This is a genomic window from Streptomyces sp. NPDC015130 (genome assembly GCF_043080005.1).
Lineage (GTDB): Bacteria > Actinomycetota > Actinomycetes > Streptomycetales > Streptomycetaceae > Streptomyces.
This window is the reverse complement of the sequence record NZ_JBIBVC010000013.1, coordinates 92,409-109,576: the sequence shown is the minus strand read 5'-3', so window position 1 is coordinate 109,576 and position 17,168 is coordinate 92,409. Positions and strand designations below refer to the sequence as shown.

Annotated in this window: 17 protein-coding genes; 4 read left to right on the top strand and 13 right to left on the bottom strand. The window is 71.4% G+C overall.

Annotated features, from left to right (window positions below; translation table 11 throughout):
• Positions 1-94: 94 nt before the first annotated feature.
• Both ACF08F_RS25780 and ACF08F_RS25775 read right to left on the bottom strand, forming a co-directional pair.
• Entirely contained in the window at positions 95-763 is a 669-nt protein-coding gene (locus tag ACF08F_RS25780) for a DUF6230 family protein (RefSeq protein WP_392300898.1), read from the bottom strand.
• Between the two features lie 599 nt (positions 764-1,362).
• Positions 1,363-2,334, bottom strand: coding sequence for a tetratricopeptide repeat protein (locus ACF08F_RS25775; RefSeq protein ID WP_392300897.1), 972 nt, complete (start codon positions 2,332-2,334; stop codon positions 1,363-1,365).
• 321 nt (positions 2,335-2,655) lie between these two features.
• Here ACF08F_RS25775 and ACF08F_RS25770 point away from each other — a divergent pair, with 321 nt between their 5' ends.
• A complete protein-coding gene (locus tag ACF08F_RS25770) occupies positions 2,656-3,285 on the top strand; it encodes a TetR/AcrR family transcriptional regulator (protein ID WP_392300896.1) in 630 nt (209 codons plus the stop codon).
• A 9-nt stretch (positions 3,286-3,294) separates the two neighbouring features.
• Positions 3,295-3,705 (top strand): PPOX class F420-dependent oxidoreductase, encoded by a 411-nt coding sequence (locus ACF08F_RS25765; protein ID WP_392300895.1) that lies wholly within the window; start codon positions 3,295-3,297, stop codon positions 3,703-3,705.
• Between the two features lie 198 nt (positions 3,706-3,903).
• On the opposite strand, the gene ACF08F_RS25760 is transcribed toward ACF08F_RS25765, so the two are convergent.
• The 4 genes from ACF08F_RS25760 to ACF08F_RS25745 all read right to left on the bottom strand — a co-directional run bounded on the left by ACF08F_RS25760 (position 3,904) and on the right by ACF08F_RS25745 (position 7,776).
• Positions 3,904-5,604 (bottom strand): methylmalonyl-CoA mutase, encoded by a 1,701-nt coding sequence (locus ACF08F_RS25760; protein WP_392300894.1) that lies wholly within the window; start codon positions 5,602-5,604, stop codon positions 3,904-3,906.
• A gap of 71 nt (positions 5,605-5,675) precedes the next feature.
• Positions 5,676-6,008, bottom strand: coding sequence for a DUF3817 domain-containing protein (locus ACF08F_RS25755; protein ID WP_392300893.1), 333 nt, complete (start codon positions 6,006-6,008; stop codon positions 5,676-5,678).
• A gap of 43 nt (positions 6,009-6,051) precedes the next feature.
• Complete coding sequence (locus ACF08F_RS25750) at positions 6,052-6,561, bottom strand: MarR family winged helix-turn-helix transcriptional regulator (protein WP_392300892.1); 510 nt, start codon at positions 6,559-6,561, stop codon at positions 6,052-6,054.
• Positions 6,562-6,603: 42 nt separating this feature from the next.
• Positions 6,604-7,776, bottom strand: coding sequence for an MFS transporter (locus tag ACF08F_RS25745; RefSeq protein ID WP_392300989.1), 1,173 nt, complete (start codon positions 7,774-7,776; stop codon positions 6,604-6,606).
• A 343-nt stretch (positions 7,777-8,119) separates the two neighbouring features.
• Here ACF08F_RS25745 and ACF08F_RS25740 point away from each other — a divergent pair, with 343 nt between their 5' ends.
• Positions 8,120-9,112 carry a DUF5937 family protein gene (locus tag ACF08F_RS25740; RefSeq protein WP_392300891.1) on the top strand — a complete coding sequence of 331 codons (993 nt, stop codon included), beginning with the start codon at positions 8,120-8,122 and terminating at the stop codon, positions 9,110-9,112.
• 103 nt (positions 9,113-9,215) lie between these two features.
• A complete protein-coding gene (locus tag ACF08F_RS25735; RefSeq protein ID WP_392300890.1) occupies positions 9,216-10,232 on the top strand; it encodes a glycoside hydrolase family 6 protein in 1,017 nt (338 codons plus the stop codon).
• Positions 10,233-10,280: 48 nt separating this feature from the next.
• On the opposite strand, the gene ACF08F_RS25730 is transcribed toward ACF08F_RS25735, so the two are convergent.
• The 7 genes from ACF08F_RS25730 to ACF08F_RS25700 all read right to left on the bottom strand — a co-directional run bounded on the left by ACF08F_RS25730 (position 10,281) and on the right by ACF08F_RS25700 (position 17,078).
• Positions 10,281-12,242, bottom strand: coding sequence for a galactose oxidase-like domain-containing protein (locus tag ACF08F_RS25730; RefSeq protein ID WP_392300889.1), 1,962 nt, complete (start codon positions 12,240-12,242; stop codon positions 10,281-10,283).
• A 3-nt stretch (positions 12,243-12,245) separates the two neighbouring features.
• On the bottom strand, positions 12,246-14,057 hold the full coding sequence (locus ACF08F_RS25725; protein ID WP_392300888.1) for a glycosyltransferase family 2 protein: 1,812 nt from the start codon (positions 14,055-14,057) through the stop codon (positions 12,246-12,248).
• 90 nt (positions 14,058-14,147) lie between these two features.
• Positions 14,148-14,840 carry a TetR/AcrR family transcriptional regulator gene (locus ACF08F_RS25720; protein ID WP_392300887.1) on the bottom strand — a complete coding sequence of 231 codons (693 nt, stop codon included), beginning with the start codon at positions 14,838-14,840 and terminating at the stop codon, positions 14,148-14,150.
• Entirely contained in the window at positions 14,837-15,496 is a 660-nt protein-coding gene (locus ACF08F_RS25715) for a DUF4166 domain-containing protein (protein WP_392300988.1), read from the bottom strand. The genes ACF08F_RS25720 and ACF08F_RS25715 overlap by 4 nt, the downstream gene beginning before the upstream one ends.
• A 29-nt stretch (positions 15,497-15,525) precedes the next feature.
• Positions 15,526-16,248, bottom strand: a complete 723-nt coding sequence (locus tag ACF08F_RS25710) for a hypothetical protein (RefSeq protein WP_392300886.1) — start codon at positions 16,246-16,248, stop codon at positions 15,526-15,528.
• 186 nt (positions 16,249-16,434) lie between these two features.
• Positions 16,435-16,728: an MTH1187 family thiamine-binding protein gene (locus ACF08F_RS25705; protein WP_073808485.1), complete on the bottom strand. Its 294-nt coding sequence runs from the start codon at positions 16,726-16,728 to the stop codon at positions 16,435-16,437.
• Complete coding sequence (locus tag ACF08F_RS25700; protein WP_392300885.1) at positions 16,725-17,078, bottom strand: DUF3817 domain-containing protein; 354 nt, start codon at positions 17,076-17,078, stop codon at positions 16,725-16,727. The genes ACF08F_RS25705 and ACF08F_RS25700 overlap by 4 nt, the downstream gene beginning before the upstream one ends.
• Positions 17,079-17,168: the final 90 nt, after the last annotated feature.

Below are 17,168 nucleotides of genomic sequence, written 5' to 3'. Positions count from 1 at the left end.
CTGGAAGCGGTGTTGCTGAGAAAGGTGAAGAAGGTGGTGCCGACGGGCGGCGCGGGTGGGGCCGCACGGAACGGCCCACACCCCAAGGACCGGATCAGTCCTTGTAGCACTCCGCCGAGGTGCCCCGGTGCAGGGACAGGTCGAGGTTGGGGAGCTTGAAGGTGGCGGCCGTCGTGGCCCACGCCTTCTGCCGGACGTTGTTCAGCGTCGCGTCCTTGGCGCGCTGACCGAAGCCGAAGAGGTTGGCCTTCGTGTTCGGCTGGATGCCCGGCTTGCTCTCGTCGACCTTGCCGTTGAACTCGTTGAGCTTGCCGGCCGCGACACCGATGTCGATGTTGCCGAACTCGGCGTCGGCCTTGAGCTCGGAGACATCCAGGTAGATGCCCTTCGCGTAGACCGGCTTCTTCGCCTCGGTGCCGGCCTCCAGCCGGAGCGTGACGTCACCGATGAACGGCACCTTGGGCGTGACCACCGACTGGCACATGTTGGTGATCCAGGCCTCGGAGAAGCCCGAGACCGCGACGGGCTCGGCGAAGTCCTTGCCCTCGAGGTCCTTGCCGCCGTCGACGCTGCCGTACTGGACGAAGTCCTTGCCGACAAGGCTGTCGGCCTTGACCTTGAAATCCTGGCCGGAGATCGAGAAGGACGCGGCGAGCGCGCCCTGGGCCAGACCGACGCCGATCGCGGCCGTCGCGGCCACGCTCGGGACCATGACGACGGCGAACCGCTTCCATCTGGTTCCGCCACGAACCTGGGACTTCATGAAGATTCCTCCTTCTCGGACGTACATCTCCGAGAGGGCCGGGGCCGTCCTGGAGATGGGAGAAGAGCTACGTCCTCGGGAAGGGAAGCACCGAGGCATCGGGCAGCACTGCGCGTCCGAATCACCGGCGATCACCCCCGAGCGACAACCATGAGCCACGCTTTGCGCGTGACCGGATTGGACAGGCCCCGTTCGGTGGGAGCGGGAACCCCCCTGTCCATGGCCGGCGCCTGGGCACCGGCCCGCCCGGTGGGGATCCTCCCCTTCTTTCCCGGGTGGTTGCCGGGGTGTGCGGTTCGGACCGAGCGTCGCCGATCGTGGTCCATTCCGGGCCCTCGCACAAGGGGGTTCGTTACTGGCTAGTAACGGCCTGATAACCGGGGCATGGCAGGGCGGTGCCGAACGGGCACTCAGGGTGCGGTCGAGTGATGCGTAATATCAGCAGATGGCCGGATGAAGGCGGACAGAATCCTCGGTTCGATTTACTGCAAGTAACAGCGGCCGCGATTACCAAGTTTTGGTAAAACGCGGCCGCCGTTTGTCGCCGTGTCGCCAAATCGTCGGCCGATCCGGCGCCCTGCGGGAAAAGCGCGAGTGCCTCAGAAAAGGACCCGGGCGAGGGCCTGGCGGGCCGCCGTCACGCGCGGGTCGTCGACGCCGATGACCTCGAAGAGCTCAAGGAGCCGCAGCCGCGCCGCGTCCCGGTCCTCGCCCGCCGTGCGGCGCACGGTCTCCACGAGGCGCCCGAAGGCGTCCTGCACGTGACCGCCCACCAGGTCGAGGTCGGCCGCGGCGATCTGCGCGGCGACGTCGGCCGGGGCGTCCGCCGCGTTCTTGCGTACGGCGGCGGGGTCGAGGTCCTGAACCCGGGCGAGGAGCTCGGCCTGGGCCAGGCCCAGCTTGGCCTCCGGGTGCGCCGGGTCGTCGGCCAGCACGTTCTTGTACGCCTGGACGGCACCCGCCAGGTCACCCGCGTCGAGCGCGGACATGGCCGCTTCGAGCAGGGCGTCGTACGGGCCGGCGGGGCGCGCGGCGGAGCCCGCTCCCTCGGCGTCCGCGCCCGCGTCCACGGCGATGCCCGTGAGGCCGAAGCGCTCCTCGCCGACCATGATCAGCTGGTCGAGGGTCTCGCGGATCTGGGCCTCGGGCACCGCACCCTGGAAGAGCGGCAGCGCCTGGCCGGCGACCACCGCGAAAACGGCCGGAATTCCCTGGATGCCGAACTGCTGCATCAGCATCTGGTTGGCGTCGACGTCGATCTTGGCGAGCAGGAAGCGGCCGTTGTACTCGACGGCCAGCCGCTCCAGGAGGGGGCCGAGCTGCTTGCAGGGCTCACACCACTCGGCCCAGAAGTCGAGGACGACCGGGACCTCGGCGGAGCGCTGGATGACATCGCGCTCGAAGCCGGCCTCGTCGACGTCGATCACCAGGGCGGAGGGGGGCACCGCGGCGGGGCCACCCGTCCGGGCGGCCTCGGCCCGGACCTGCTCCGCCTTCGCCTTGGCCTCTCCGGCCGCCTTCACCGCGGCGAGGTCGACGACGCCGCTCATGGACATGTTTCGGGGCTGCATGCGTACATCCTCCCCCTTCCGCGCGCGTAACCGGTAAGTCATGGCTGAACCGTGCCGCCCGTACGCCTCCCGCCGGTGTGCGAGACGCCCGGGCAACACGGTTCTTCGTCTTCCGTTCCGCACCGGATCCCCACCCGGTGCGCGCCGGGTCCCCACCCGGCACTTGGTTGTCGCTCGGGCCGCTCAAAGCCTTTCGCTACAGGTCGTAGCGTAACTCTCCGGGAGGATCGGCGGGGAGGGCGCGAGAGCGATCCGCCCGGTGAACTGCCTCACATCACGCGCCTCTGGCGCCGTACCTACCGGCGGGTATGGTCGACGTCCATGTGCAGCAGGACCCCCCGCAACAGCCGAACCGGACGCCCCCGCTCGACCGAGGCCGACTCGGCCATCCTGGAGGCGACCCGCGCCGCCCTGGTCGACCTCGGCTGGTCCAAGCTCACGATGGGGGACGTCGCCGGCCGCGCCGGGGTTGCGAAGACGACGCTCTACCGCCGCTGGGCCAACAAGAACGAGCTCGTGGTGGACGCCGTCGCCGTCCTCTTCGATGAACTCGAACTGCCCGACCTGGGTTCCCTCCAGGCCGACATCGAGCATGTCGTCCTCCAGTTCGCGGCGCTCCTCGAACGCCCGGAGACCAAGACGGCCCTGATGGCGGTGGTGGCCGAGTCGACCCGCGACGCACCGCTGCGCGAGCGCATCCGCGCCTCGATAGTGGACCGCCAGAAGCGCCTCGTCCTGGCCGGCCGCCGGCGGGCGCAGCAGCGCGGGGAGCTGCCCTCGGACCGCGATCCGGTCACCGTGGACGCCACGGACGACCTGATCTTCGACGTCATCGCGGGCGCGGTCGTCCACCGCGCCCTGGTGAGCGCGGAACCGGTCGACGGGGAGTGGGTGACCCGCCTCTCGGCCCTCCTGGTGGGGGGCCTGGGCGCGGTGGCGGCGCTGGGCTAGCGTCACTCCGTGACTCCTCAACTCCCGGACTCCGTCCGCGCGCTGCTCGACGACGTCAACCCGGCCGTGCTGGCCACGATCCAGCCCGACGGTTCCCCGCAGACCTCGGTCGTGTGGGTGGGCCGCGACGGCGACGACCTCCTGATCTCCAGCCAGGACGGCCGCCGCAAGATCAAGAACATCCGGGCCGACGCCCGGGTCAGCCTCACCGTCCACGACCGCCGGGACCCGCTGCTGTACGCGGAGATACGGGGTACGGCGACGGTCGCCGAGGATGCCGGCCGCGCGCTGGCCGTGGCGCTCGCGGAGAGCTACGAGGGCGAGGGCGCCGGGCGGGAGTACCTGGAGCTGCCGCCCGAGGAGGTCCGGGTGGTGGTCCGGATCACGCCGACGAAGATCCTGGGAACGGCCGCGAAGTAAGTCACCTTCGCGTCGGGCCGACACGGGCAGGGGCGGTACGGGAACACCCGTACCGCCCCTGCCCCTTGTGCCCGCGGGCTAGGTCCTGTCGTCGAACTCCCGTCGTCCGCCCGAGGAGCGGGCGGGAGTGTGACGACGGGGCCTAGGGCGTGTTGCGAAAGTCCCGCCTGCCCGACGGCGCTACTTTCGCAACACGCCCTAGAAGCCCGGCGGCTCCGTGTAGACGCCCCACTCGTCGCGCAGGGCGTTGCAGATCTCGCCGAGCGTGGCCTCGGCGCGGACGGCCTCCAACATCGGGCCGATCATGTTCGAGCCGTCCCGGGCCGCCGCGATCATCGCCTCGATCGAGGCGCGGACCTTGGCGTCGTCGCGGCGGGCCTTGCGCTCGCCGAGGACGCGGACCTGCTCCCACTCGACCTCGTGGCTGACCCGCAGGATCTCCAGGTCACCGGTGACCGAGCCGTGGTGGCAGTTGACGCCGACGACGCGCTTGTCGCCCTTCTCCAGGGACTGCTGGTACTGGAAGGCGGACTCGGCGATCTCGCCGGTGAACCAGCCGTCCTCGATGCCGCGCAGGATGCCCGAGGTGATCGGCCCGATCGGGTGCTGCCCGTCCGGGTGGGCGCGGCGGCCGCGCTCCTTGATCTGGTCGAAGATCTTCTCGGCGTCGGCCTCGATGCGGTCGGTGAGCTGCTCGACGTACCAGGAGCCGCCCAGCGGGTCGGCCACGTTGGCCACGCCCGTCTCCTCCATCAGCACCTGCTGGGTGCGCAGCGCGATCTCGGCGGCCTGCGCGCTGGGCAGCGCGAGGGTCTCGTCGAGGGCGTTGGTGTGGAGGGAGTTGGTGCCGCCGAGGACGGCGGAGAGGGCCTCGACCGCCGTACGGACGACGTTGTTGTACGGCTGCTGGGCGGTGAGGGAGACCCCGGCGGTCTGGGTGTGGAAGCGGAGCCACTGGGCCTTGTCGGTCTTGGCGCCGTACACCTCCTTCATCCAGCGCGCCCAGATCCGGCGGGCGGCGCGGAACTTGGCGATCTCCTCGAAGAAGTCGAGGTGCGCGTCGAAGAAGAAGGAGAGGCCGGGGGCGAAGACGTCCACGTCGAGGCCGCGGCTGAGGCCGAGCTCCACGTAGCCGAAGCCGTCGGCGAGGGTGTACGCGAGCTCCTGCGCGGCCGTCGCCCCGGCCTCGCGGATGTGGTAGCCGGAGACCGAGAGCGGCTTGTACGCGGGGATGCCCTGCGCGCAGTGCTCCATCAGGTCGCCGATGAGGCGCAGGTGGGGCTCGGGCTCGAAGAGCCACTCCTTCTGCGCGATGTACTCCTTGAAGATGTCGGTCTGGAGCGTGCCGTTCAGCACGGCCGGGTCGACGCCCTGGCGCTCGGCGGCGACCAGGTACATGCAGAAGGCGGGCACGGCCGGCCCGGAGATCGTCATCGAGGTGGTGACGTCGCCGAGCGGGATGTCCTTGAAGAGGACCTCCATGTCGGCGGCCGAGTCGATGGCGACACCGCAGTGGCCGACCTCGCCGAGGGAGCGGGGGTCGTCGGAGTCGCGGCCCATGAGGGTCGGCATGTCGAAGGCGACGGAGAGGCCGCCGCCGCCGGCCTCCAGGATCATCTTGTACCGCTCGTTGGTCTGCTCGGCGTTGCCGAAGCCGGCGAACTGGCGGATGGTCCAGGTGCGGCCCCGGTAGCCGGTGGCGTGGAGTCCCCGGGTGAAGGGGTACTCACCGGGCCAGCCGATGCGCTCGAACCCCTCGTAGGCGTCGCCGGGCCGGGGCCCGTAGACGGGCTCCACGGCGTCACCGGAGAGCGTGGTGAAGTCGGCGTCCCGCTTGCGGGCCTTGTCGTAACGGGCCTGCCAGCGTCGGCGGCCTTCCTCGATGGCGTCAGCGTCCATGACTCGAATTTACTAGGACGTCCTAGTAAATGTCGATGGCAAACCTCCGCACATACGTGCGGAGGTGGGGGTCAGGCCTTGACCGGCTCCGGCTGCACGCCGCTGACCAGCGGCAACGTCTCGCGGGCGATCTTGCGCTCGACGAAGAAGCCGACGAAGGGGATCGTCCCGGAGAGCAGCACCCAGAGGAGCTTGCCGAACGGCCACTTGGCCTTGGAGCCCAGATCGAAGGCGAAGACCAGGTAGATGATGTAGAGGATGCCGTGGGCCTGGGAGACCATGAAGGTCACGTCCTCGCCCTTGTCGAACCCGTACTTGAAGATCATGCAGGTGCAGAGCACGAGCAGCATGACGGCGGTCACGTAGGCCATGACGCGGTAGCGGGTCAGCACGCTGGATTTCATGCCGTCGAGCGTAACGGCACGTTCCGGGCGATCTTCGCCCGGGTCAGCTCTCGTCGAAATCGTGCGCACTGACCCGGAGCGGGCGGAGCATCGCGAAGATCTCGCCGCACTCCTCGGCGTCGTACGTGCCGAGACCGAACTCCATCTCCATCAGGTCGCGGGTCGCCGACTCGACCACCTCGCGCCCCTTCTCCGTGATGGACGCGAGGGTGCCGCGGCCGTCGTTGGGGTTCGGGCGCTTGGCGACCAGTCCCGACCTCACGAGCCGGTCGACCGTGTTCGTCACCGAGGTGGGGTGCACCATCAGCCGCTCGCCGATCTTGGACATCGGCAGCTCGCCCGCCTTGGAGAAGGTGAGCAGGACCAGGGCCTCGTACCGCGCGAAGGTCAGCCCGTACGGCTTGACCACGGCGTCGACCTCCGCGAGGAGGATCTGGTGGGCGCGCATGATCGAGGTGATCGCGGCCATCGACGGGACCGGGCCCCAGCGCTTCTGCCACAGTTCGTCGGCACGGGCGATGGGATCGAAGGGGAGACTGAGCGGCTTCGGCACGCGTCGACCTTACCCATGGGGAACTTGGCGGTCAGCCCCGTCTCAGTTCTCGGTCGCCCCGGCGGCCTTCAGCTCCGCCGCGGCGGCGAGCAGACAGAGCGTGCCGACGACGCCCGTGCCCGCGACGACCGTGTGCACGGGGGCGAACTCGGCCGCGAGTCCCGCGCCCGCCATCCCGACGCCCTGGACGGTCATCATGCCCGCGGTCATCAGGGTCATGGCCCTCCCCCGCTGCTCCTCCGGCACGGCGGCGACGAACCAGGCGTCGAGGCCGAGGGTGTACGCGCCGGTGGCGCCCGCCAGGAAGAGCGCGAGGACCGCGAGGGCGACGCCGGGCTCGGGGGCGTAGAGGAGATAGGGGAGGACGCCGGTCACCGCGAGCGGGAGCACGATCCGGGAGCGGGCCGCCGCGCTCAGGAAGGAACCGGCGAAGAGCTCGCCCGCGATGGTGCCGACCGGCAGCGCGCACATCAGGAGGCCGAGGGCGACGGTGGAGACGCCGATCTCGTCCGCGTAGGGCGCGGCGAGCGCCTCCGGCACGACGGCGAAGAGCGGCGGCACCCAGAACATCAGCATCAGGGCGCGCACCCGCCGGTTCCGCAGCACCGCCCAGGTGCCGGACAGCCCGCCCGCGGAGTCCTTCCCGGCGGCGCGGGCGGGCCGGCGGGCGGTGCCGAGGCGCAGCAGCAGCGCCGAGGCGAGGAAGGTGCCGGCGGTGACGGCGAGGGCGCCGCGCGGCGGGACGACGGTGAGGAGGACGCCGCCGACGGCGAAGCCGGCGAGGAGGGCGCTCTGCGAGACGATCCGCAGGAGGGAGCGGCCGAGGACGAAGAGGTCGCCCTCGCCGAGGATGTCGGCCAAAGTCGCCATCCTGGTGCCGTTGAAGACCGGCGAGACGACGGCGACGGCGCAGCGCAGGGCCAGCAGGACGGCGACGGGGGTCGCGGGGAGGACCATCACGGCGACGCAGGCGGCGCAGACCAGGTCGCAGACGACGAGGATCCGGCGGGGCGGGAGGCGGTCGGTCAGACCGGCGAGGAGGGTGCCGCCGAGGAGGTAGGGGAGGAAGCCGAGGGCGAAGGTGAGGGAGGAGAGGAGCGGGGAGCGGGTGAGGTCGTAGACGAGCACGGTGAGGGCGAGCTCGCTGACGACGACCCCGAGGAGCGAGAGGAGGTGCGCCACGAAGACGAACCGAAACTCCCGCACCCGGAACACGGCCCGGTATCCGGGCCGACCGGCCCCGGCGGGTGCGGGATCCGCAGCGGCGGGCACTGCCGGGGCGGACGCGGGGGCCGAGGCGGGGGCCGGGTCGGGGGTCGCAGTGGGCACCTGGCCGGGGGCCGAGGTGGGGTCCTGGCCGGGGGCCGAGGTGGGGTCCTGGCCGGGGGCCGAGGTGGGGGCCTGGCCGAGGGCCGAGGTGGGGGCGGGGGGTTCGGTGGTGGGCAGGGGTGGGGGTGGGGAGTCGTGCTTCGGCATGGCGGCAGCGTGCCGCCGTGCGCGGCTCCCGCCCTAGACTTTCGGCTCCACACGAATGTTCCGCCGCTCCGGGGAGGCCCCCGTGCCGTACCACCTGCGCTTCGGCGAGGCCGACCCGCTGCGGATCCGGTTCTCGATCTCGCCGCTCTGGGAGACGCACTCCGCCGTCCGGGTCCTCGCCCGGCCCGGCAAGCAGAGCTACCACCTGCCCTGGATGCGGCGGATCGAGGGCGCCGCGCGCGGGCTCGACCTCGGGCCGCTCCAGCTCCTCATGCCGCTCCGCGGCCACAGCCCCGACTTCCTCTACCCGCCGCCGCTCGGGCCCGCCGCCACCTTCGACGAGGAGATCGCCGCCGTACGGGAGACCGACCCGGCCCTCGCGCTCGTCGACTTCGAGCGGGCCCTCGCCGAGACACCGGGGGCGGCCGGGACCGAGGAGGGGCGGCGGCTCCTCGCCGATCCGGCCGACGGCGTGCGCCGCCTGTGCGTCCTCCTGGAGGCGGCCTGGGAGGCGCTGGTCGCGCCCGAGTGGCCCCGGCTGCGGGCGCTCCTGGAGGCGGACGTGGCCTACCACTCGCGCCGGCTCGCCGAGGGCGGGCTCGAACGGCTCCTGAGCGAGCTGCACCCGGCCTTCGCCTGGGCCGCCGAGACCGCGACCCTCCAGGTCGCCTACGCCGGGGAGCACGACCGCCCGCTGGACGGGCAGGGGCTCGTCCTGATGCCCTCGGTCTTCACCTGGCCCGACGTGGTGAGCGGCTTCGATCCGCCGTGGCAGCCGACCGTGGTCTATCCGGCGCGCGGGATCGGCGGCCTCTGGGCCGAGCCCAGGGACCGTACCCCCGAGGCGCTCGCCCGGCTGCTCGGCCGCGCCCGGGCGGACGTCCTGTGCGCCCTGGACGAGCCGACGGGGACGACGGCGCTCGCGCACCGCCTGGGCCTCGCGCCCTCCTCGGTCTCCGCGCACCTGTCGGTGCTGCGGGACGCGGGGCTGCTGGCCTCCCGGCGCTACGGCCACCAGGTGCTGTACGAGCGGACACCGCTGGGCATCGCGGTGTCGCAGCCCGGAACCGACTGACCGACATGCCAGGATGGCGCCGATTGTCACGAATCCTTCCCCGTGTCCTGAACCCCGTACCCGTACGCCCCGCCGTAACCGCGTACCCGAGCCTGGGGGCCGGATGTCCCGCCGCACCGTCACCGCCGCCGCCCTGACCCTCGTCTCCGCGCTGCTCCTGACCGGGTGCTCCACGGACGAGCCCCCGAAGGGGCCGGTCGGCCCGCCGTCCGCGCGCAGCGAGGCACCGGCCCCGTCCGGCGGTTCGCCGTTCTGGGTCGACCCGGAGAGCGACGCGGCGAAGCAGGTCAGGAAGTACGAGGCGCAGGGCAGGACCGAGGACGCGGAGATCCTCAAGCGGATCGCGGAGCGCCCGGTCGCGGACTGGCCGGCCGGGGACGACCCCGTCCCCGAGGTCACGCGCGCGGTACGGGGCGCGGCGGCCGGGGGCCGGACCCCGGTCTTCGTCGCGTACAACATCCCCCACCGCGACTGCGGGATGTACTCGGCGGGCGGCTCGCACGACGCCCGGGCCTACCGGAACTGGATCGACTCCTTCGCCTCCGCGATCGGGGACTCCCCCGCGATCGTCGTCCTGGAGCCGGACGCGGTGCCGCACATCGTGGACGGCTGCACCCCGGCGCAGTACCACGACGAGCGCTACCAGCTGCTCGCCGAGGCGATCGTCCGGCTCAAACGGCAGCCGCGGACCCGGGTCTACCTGGACGCGGGCAACCCGGCGTGGATCGACGACCCCGGCAAGCTGGTGGAGCCGCTGCGCCGGGCCGGCGTCGCCCGCGCGGACGGCTTCTCGCTGAACGTCTCCAACTTCCAGACGAACGACACGGTGAAGGGCTTCGGCTCGAAGCTGTCGGGGCTGCTCGGCGGCACCCACTTCACGGTGGACACCAGCCGCAACGGCGACGGCCCCCTCCCGGGTGACCGGGCGGAGGCCTGGTGCAATCCGCCGGGCCGGTCCCTCGGCGTACCGCCGACGGAGCGGACCGGGGACGAGCTGGTCGACGCGTATCTGTGGATCAAGCGCCCCGGCGACTCGGACGGTCAGTGCCGGGGCGGCCCGGCCGCCGGGACGTGGTGGCCGGAGTACGCCCTGGGCCTCGCCCGGAGGGCGAAGGCCTGAGGGTGAAGGCCTGAGGGTGAAGGCCTGAGGGTGAAGGCCTGAGGGCGCTCACTGCACCTGGATCCACTTCGCCTCGCTCGGGATGCCGTCGGCGTCCGTCACGAAGAGCATGTACCAGCCGGGCGGCACGAGCGTGCGGTCCTGCGGTACGTCGACGGTGACCGTCTTCCCGTCCTGCCCCTTCGTCAGGCCGAGCTCCACCGAGCGCTGCTCCACGTCCGTCGTGTGGGTGACGGCACTGGGCCGCATCAGCCGGGCCTTGACGATCCGTCCGGCGTCGGCGGTCGCGAAGGTGGCGCGGCCGTTCTGGTCGAGTTCCTGCGGGCCCTCCCCCAGGGCGGGCCGGTCGGTGCCGGCCTGGTGGAGGTAGGGCGGGGTGAAGACCTCGATGCGCTGCTCGAACGTACCGAGCTTGGTGTTGTCCTTGTCGTCGAAGAGCGGGTCGGAGCCGAAGGTCGCGACCCGGCCGTCGGGGAGCAGCAGCGCCTCGGAGTGGTAGTTGCGGCCGACGGTGGGTTCCACGGCCTCGGTGAAGGCGTTGGTCCTCGGGTCGTAGAACTGCGCCTTCAGGATGTCGCTGCCGCTGCGGCCCCGGTACTGCTCGGATCCGCCGCTGGTGAAGACGGTGTCGTCGGGCAGCAGGACGCTGCTGAGGTAGCGGGTGCCCTGCGGGAGCGCGGGTCCGTCGGTGAAGACGGGGCTGTCCGCGGAGAGGTCGACGATCGAGGTGCGGGCGGTGGACTTCGGGGACTCGCCGACCCCGCCGCCGCCGAGGACCATGACCTTCTGGCTCTGGACGGGGGGCAGCATCAGGGAGGCGGAGGTCTCCAGCTGGTCGGGGTCGGTGAGCCCGCCGAGCTTGGTGAAGGAGTTCTTCCTCAGGTCCCACAGACCGGGTTCGCGGCCCTTCTCGGCGGGGCCGTAGCCGGCGTTGGAGCCGGTGTAGAGGAGCTTGCCGCCCTTGGTGAGGAAGAGGGAGGGGTAGGTGGGGAAGTAGCGGAAGGGGCCCTTGGTCCACTTCTTGGTGGCGGGGTCGTAGATCTCGTTGTCGCCGGGGACGACGTCGCCGACGTCGTTGAGCCCGGAGACGGCGAGGACCTTGCCGTCCTGGAGGGTGACGAGGGTGGGGTACCAGCGGGCGTCCTTCATGGGCGCCACGGGGATGTACCTCTCGGCCCGGGGGTCGAACTCGTAGGCGCCCTTGATGCCCTGGAAGTCCTGCTTCTCGGTGGTGAGCTTCTGCGCGAGACCGTAGACGTTGTCGGCCGCCTCGCCCTTGAGGCCGACGATCTCGTACTGCGCGGCCTCGGTGGTGAGGGCCTGCGGGCCGGCCTTCCTGGCCTCGACGAAGACCCGCGCCTCGGCGGCGGTGACCTTGGTCTTCCACGGCTTCATCTGGCCGCTCTTGAAGTACGAGATCTCGAACTCGCGCTTGGCCTTCGGGACGGTGACGTCGAACTTGGAGACGTACTCGATCCCGGACGGGGAGCGGAAGACGGTGCCCTTCTTGAGGGTGACCGCCTTGTCGGGGCTCTCGTTCTTGACCCGCATGCCGCCGCCGGCCTTCTCGACGCCGCCCTCCAGGACCTCGTAGCGGGCGGTGCCGCCGGCGACGAGCAGCCGCCCGTCGGGGAGCTGGGTGTGGCCGGAGCAGAAGAAGTCCACGGGGGTGGGGATCTTCTTGAAGGTGTTCTTCGCGGGGTCCCAGAGGACGGTCTCGAAGGTCCCCGCGTCGAAGTTCTTCTGGTCGTTGCCCGAGCCGGCGATCAGCAGCACCTTCCCGGTGCGGAGGAGGGCCGCGTGGATGGCGTTGATGCGGTACTCGGCGGGGACGTCGACCTGCTCCCAGGAGCCGAACTGCCTCTTGTAGCCGGGCTGGGCGATCTTGTACGCGTGGTACTTCTCCTCGGCGAAGGAGACGGCGGCGGGGGCGTTGAGCGCGGCGAGGACCACGACCGCCCCGCTGCCGAGAAGAGTCTTCCTGAACTTCTTCGACGGCCGGTGGACCATGGCTCAGTTCCCTCCGGTCGTCGTCGGGGCCGGGGCGGTCGGGTGCGGTGTGGCCGCCGTGACGACCTCGACCCCCGCGCGGGCGTCGACGAGGCCGCGGGCACGGGCCCGGGCACGGGCGCGCTCCCTGACGGTCCGGGCGCGCCGGTCCCGCAGGGTCGTGAACGCCCAGAGGGTGACCGGGGTCAGGGCGATGACGAGGGCGAGGGACGCCCAGGTGCGCATGGCCGCGTGGGTGTGACCGAAGTGCACGGAGGCCACGAGCGAGGCGATGAGGACCGCCGCCCAGCAGAGGTGGATGCGGAAGGTGAGGAGGCGGTCGGGGCTGGCCTCGCCGCCCTTGGGGGTGACGACGAAGCGGCCGCGGGTGCGCAGGACCGCCGAGCCGAGGGACTTGAGGTAGATGGGCGCGGAGAGCGCGGACATCGCCATGCCCGCGAGGCCGCCGGAGCCCTCGGGTTCGTGGGGCGAGACGTTGTGGCGCCGGTTCCAGAGGTAGAGCCCGATCTGGAGGGCGACGGCGTCGCTGTAGATCATCAGCCACACCGAGGTGGAGACCTGGGTGCCGGAGGCGCCGAACCAGAGGTAGAGGACGCCGCTGAGGATGCCCACGAACCAGTTGACGGCCGTCATCGGGTAGTAGACGAGCATCAGGGTGTAGTTGAGGAAGCGGCCCGGCGGGGTACGGAAGGGCGTCTTCCAGAACTGCTTGACGATCGTCTCGTACGTGCCCCGGGACCAGCGCAGCTGCTGGGTGAAGAAGTCGGTCCAGGAGGCCGGCCCCTCACCGACCGCGAGCACGTCGGGGGTGTAGACGGAACGCCAGAAGTGGCCGGTGCGCGGGTTCTTCCTGCGGTGCAGTTCGAAGCCGGTGGCCATGTCCTCGGTGACGGAGTCGTACAGGCCGCCGATCTGCTTGAGGGCGGCGATCCGGACGACGTTGTTGGTGCCGACGAACATGGGCGCTCGGTAGCGGTTCCCGGCTCGCTGGATGAGGGCGTGGAAGAGGAACTGCTGCGACTCGGCGGCCTTGGTGACGATGCCGGTGTAGTTGCCGTAGACCTGCGGTCCGACGACGAAGGCGATGTCGGGGTCGCGGAAGTAGCCGAGCATCCGCTCCAGGAAGTCGGGGAGCGGGACGTGGTCGGTGTCGACGGAGGCGAAGAAGTCGTAGTCGTCCCCGTGCATGGCGAGCCAGGCGTTGTAGTTGCCGTGCTTGGTCTTCGCCCTGTGGGCGCCCTTCCTGCGGTTCCACTCGGGGACGCCGGCGCGGGTGAAGTGGCGCACGCCGAGTTCGGCGCAGAGCGCCTTGGCCTCGGCGGAGTCGCCCTCGTCGAGGAGCCAGACCTGCATCGGCCCGTCGTGCCGCAGCCGGACGGCGCCTTCGAGGGTGCCGCGGACCATGGAGAGCGGTTCCTTGCCCGGGACGTACGTGGTGAGGAAGGCGACGCGGGTGCCGGGCTCGGCGTGGACGGGTATCGGGTCGCGGGCGACCATGGTGGCGTGGGCGATCGACGTGACGTTCACCAGCATGAAGAAGCAGATGAGGCCGATCGACACGAGCATCACGGTGTCGAGGTGGACGAGCCAGCGGTCGCCGCCCTCGCGGACGGTCCAGTGGCTCGGCCAGACGAGATAGGCCAGGAGCAGCGCCGACAGCAGCGGCGCGAGGCACATGAGCAGGACGGCCCGTATTCGGTGGGGCTCCTTGGAGAGCAGACTTCGGTACTGCACCTTGTAGGCCACCGGGTCCGGTTCCGTGAGGGGACCGGCGAGTCGGCTGTAGGTGTCGTAGTCGTAGCCTCCCTGCCGCACGGTGCCTCCAGCTGTCGTCGAACAGGTCGATACCCCAACGAAAGGGGACATCGCTCGGCGTGTCGACTGGAGTCGTCCGAGTGGGCGTCTTTACCGGACGCGACCGCTCTGCCGTCGCAGCGTGTACGTGACGGCCTTTCGGGCGACCGGGTTGAGCTCCTCGACCGCGGCCATCAGGGCGCCGAGCTGCTCCAGCGCGGTGAGCGCCGCCTCGGCGCCGGCCGGGTCGACGCCCTCGTACAGTTCGAGGCCGACGAAGGACGCCGCGACGGCGCGGGCGAGCCCGGCGGCGTCGGTGAACTCGGCGAACGGGGTCCCGGCGAGGACCCGGACGAGCACCTGTTCGATCTCCGCGATCCACAGGTCGAGCCCGGCGGCGGTGGCCGGGGCGAGCCGCGGATGGGTCTGGGCCCCGGCGAGCAGCTGGCCGAGGACGGCGACGTGGCCGGCGTCCCGCTCCTCGGCGTGCATCTCGCGCCCGAAGGCGAGGAGCTCGGAGAGGCTGCCGACGGAGCGGAGCCGCTCGCGGTGGCGGGCGACGCGCAGCTCGGCGCCGCGTCGGCAGGCGGCGGCGAGCAGCTCGTCGACGGAGCCGAAGTGGTAGAAGACCAGCGCCTGGTTGACCCCTGCGGTGGTCGCGATGGCCCGCGCGGAGGCCTTGGCGATGCCCTGCTCGACGAGGGTGCGGAGGGCGCCGTCGAGCAGCTTGTCGCGGGTCTCCCGACTCCGGGCGTCCTGCCCCTTGGGCTCCCCGGCCTTCCGGTCCTTCACGTCCCCGCTCACGCCCGCACCTCCTCGCGCACCGGGCGCAGCCCGGCGCGCACCCCCCGGGAGCGTACGTCGGCGTACTCGGCGGTGAAGGAGCCCTCGTAGCCGAAGAGCGGTCCGAAGTGGCGGTTCACCACCCGGACGTCGATGCGGAAGCGGCCGGTGCGCTCGTCGAAGGACTCGCGGACCTCGGCCCGGCCGCCGATCAGTTCGGGGACGCGGACGTCCAACGGACCTTCGCGGAAGCGGTGTTCGCCGGAGGTGATGAGGAGCGAGCCGTCGGGTTCGGCGGAGAGGTGGAGGTCGCTGGCGAGGTGCTGGTGGGTGCCGAGGTAGTCGAGGACGCAGTCGCGCTCGGGGCTGTGGACCATGGTGGCGTCGAAGCGCCGGGGGCCGCCGGGCAGGTCGAAGGTGCGGACGAAAGTGACGGTCTCCCGGCCGTACGAGTCGGTGTACGGCACGTTCTCGATGACGAAGGGGACGTTCCGGCCGGTGCGGGGCAGCAGGATGTTCCGCCGGCCGCCGACCGCGAGGAACGGCTTCACGAAGGCCCGGCCGTGCCAGACGCGGTCCATGACGCCCCGTCCGACGCACAGCTCCCCGCTCGCGAGCCCCACGGAGAAGCGCCGCCGGAGCTCCGGGTGCAGCCGCTCGAAGGCGGCGTCGCCCATGGCCGTACGGAAGATCGAGGGCGGCGCGGTCACGGCTGCTCCAGGGTGGCGAGGAGCCGGGGCTCCCGGCTGCGGGCGGGCGGGGTGCGCAGACAGCGGCGGGCCGCCGGGGTGCCGGGCGAGGGCGGTACGAGGACGGCGGCGGCGAGCCCGAGGACGGTGAGCGGCACGGAGGCGAGGGACACCAGCCCCAGCGGCAGCGAGCCGACGGCCCACGGGACGGCCACGAGCAGTACCCGGCCGAGGAGTTCGAGCAGCCAGCGGTTGCGGGAGCGCTCCGGGGTGATCCCCCGCTCGCACCAGAGCCGCAGCCGGTCGAAGGACCAGGCCGTGGCCCAGCCCATGAGGGGCCGGAAGACGAGCCGGTCCGCGGCGCGGCCGAGGCGGCCCCAGCGGGGGCGGTAGTCGTAGCCGGTGAGGAAGCGGACGCCGTCGGGCGTGGGGACGTAGCGCCAGTAGCCGCTGCCCTCGGCGAGGAGCGAGAGCGGGTGGGGCGAGGCGAACCGGAGGGCGGAGACCCGGTCGCCGCCGGCCCGGTGGCGCTCCCCCGCGGAGACACCGGTGCCGGCGACGACCAGGAAGGGCAGGACGCGGGTCGCGTAGCGGAAGTGCTGCGGCTCGCCCTCGGCGCGCGGGAGGTAGGCGATCTCCGTGAACCGCAGGTCCCACCGCTGGTGGCGGTCGGGTTCCTGCGTGCGCTCCCAGAGCGTCTCCAGGTCGGCGCGCACCCGCGTCTCGATGTAGAGACCCATCGGTGTTCCCCCAGCTCGTCCGACATCTTGAGCACTCGCTCAAAACTGCCCGCGAGTGAAGGTAGCCGATTTTGAGCAGTCGCTCAACCAGGTAACGGAAGAGACCCCCGGCCCTGGATCAGGGCCGGGGGTCCCGGCTGCTTCACAGTTGTGTCGGGCGCCTCGCTGCGTCAGGCGCCGCCGGTGTCAGGCGCCGAGGTGGCGCTCCACGGTCTCGACCTTGGAGGTCAGGCCGTCGGTCACGCCGGGCCGGATGTCGGCCTTCATGACGACGGAGACGCGCGGCGCGCGGGCCTCGACGGCGGCGACGGCGCGCTTCACGACGTCCATCACCTCGTCCCACTCGCCTTCGACGCTCGTGAACATCGCGTCGGTACGGTTCGGGAGGCCGGACTCGCGGACGACACGGACTGCGTCGGCGACGTACTCGCCGACCTCCTCCCCCACGCCCAGCGGCGTCACGGAGAACGCGACGATCACGCCTTCACCGCACCCTCGGCCGCCTCCGCGCGGGCACGGGAGGCGCTGACCGCCTCGGCGGCCTCGCCCTTCAGCTTGCGCTCGGCCCAGAAGCCGCCGAACGGCAGCACCGAGAGGGCGAAGTACAGCGCGGCGGTGCCGAAGCTCCACTTGGTGCGGTTCCAGGCGTCCAGCCAGAAGAGGACGTACAGGACGAAGAGCACGCCGTGGACCGCGCCCATGACCGGCACCGCGTTGAAGTCCGTCGTCCGCTTGAGCACCGAGCAGACGAGCAGAAGCAGGAACGAGACGGCCTCCGGCGCGGAGACGAGCCGGAGCCGGTGGAGGGAGGAAGCGGTCTTGATGTCCACGGAGGGGGTCACCTTCGTTCGATCTTGTGAACGGATGCACAAGGGCCCGTCCATTGTGCACGCCGACTTTGCTGTCTCTTTATCCGGGTC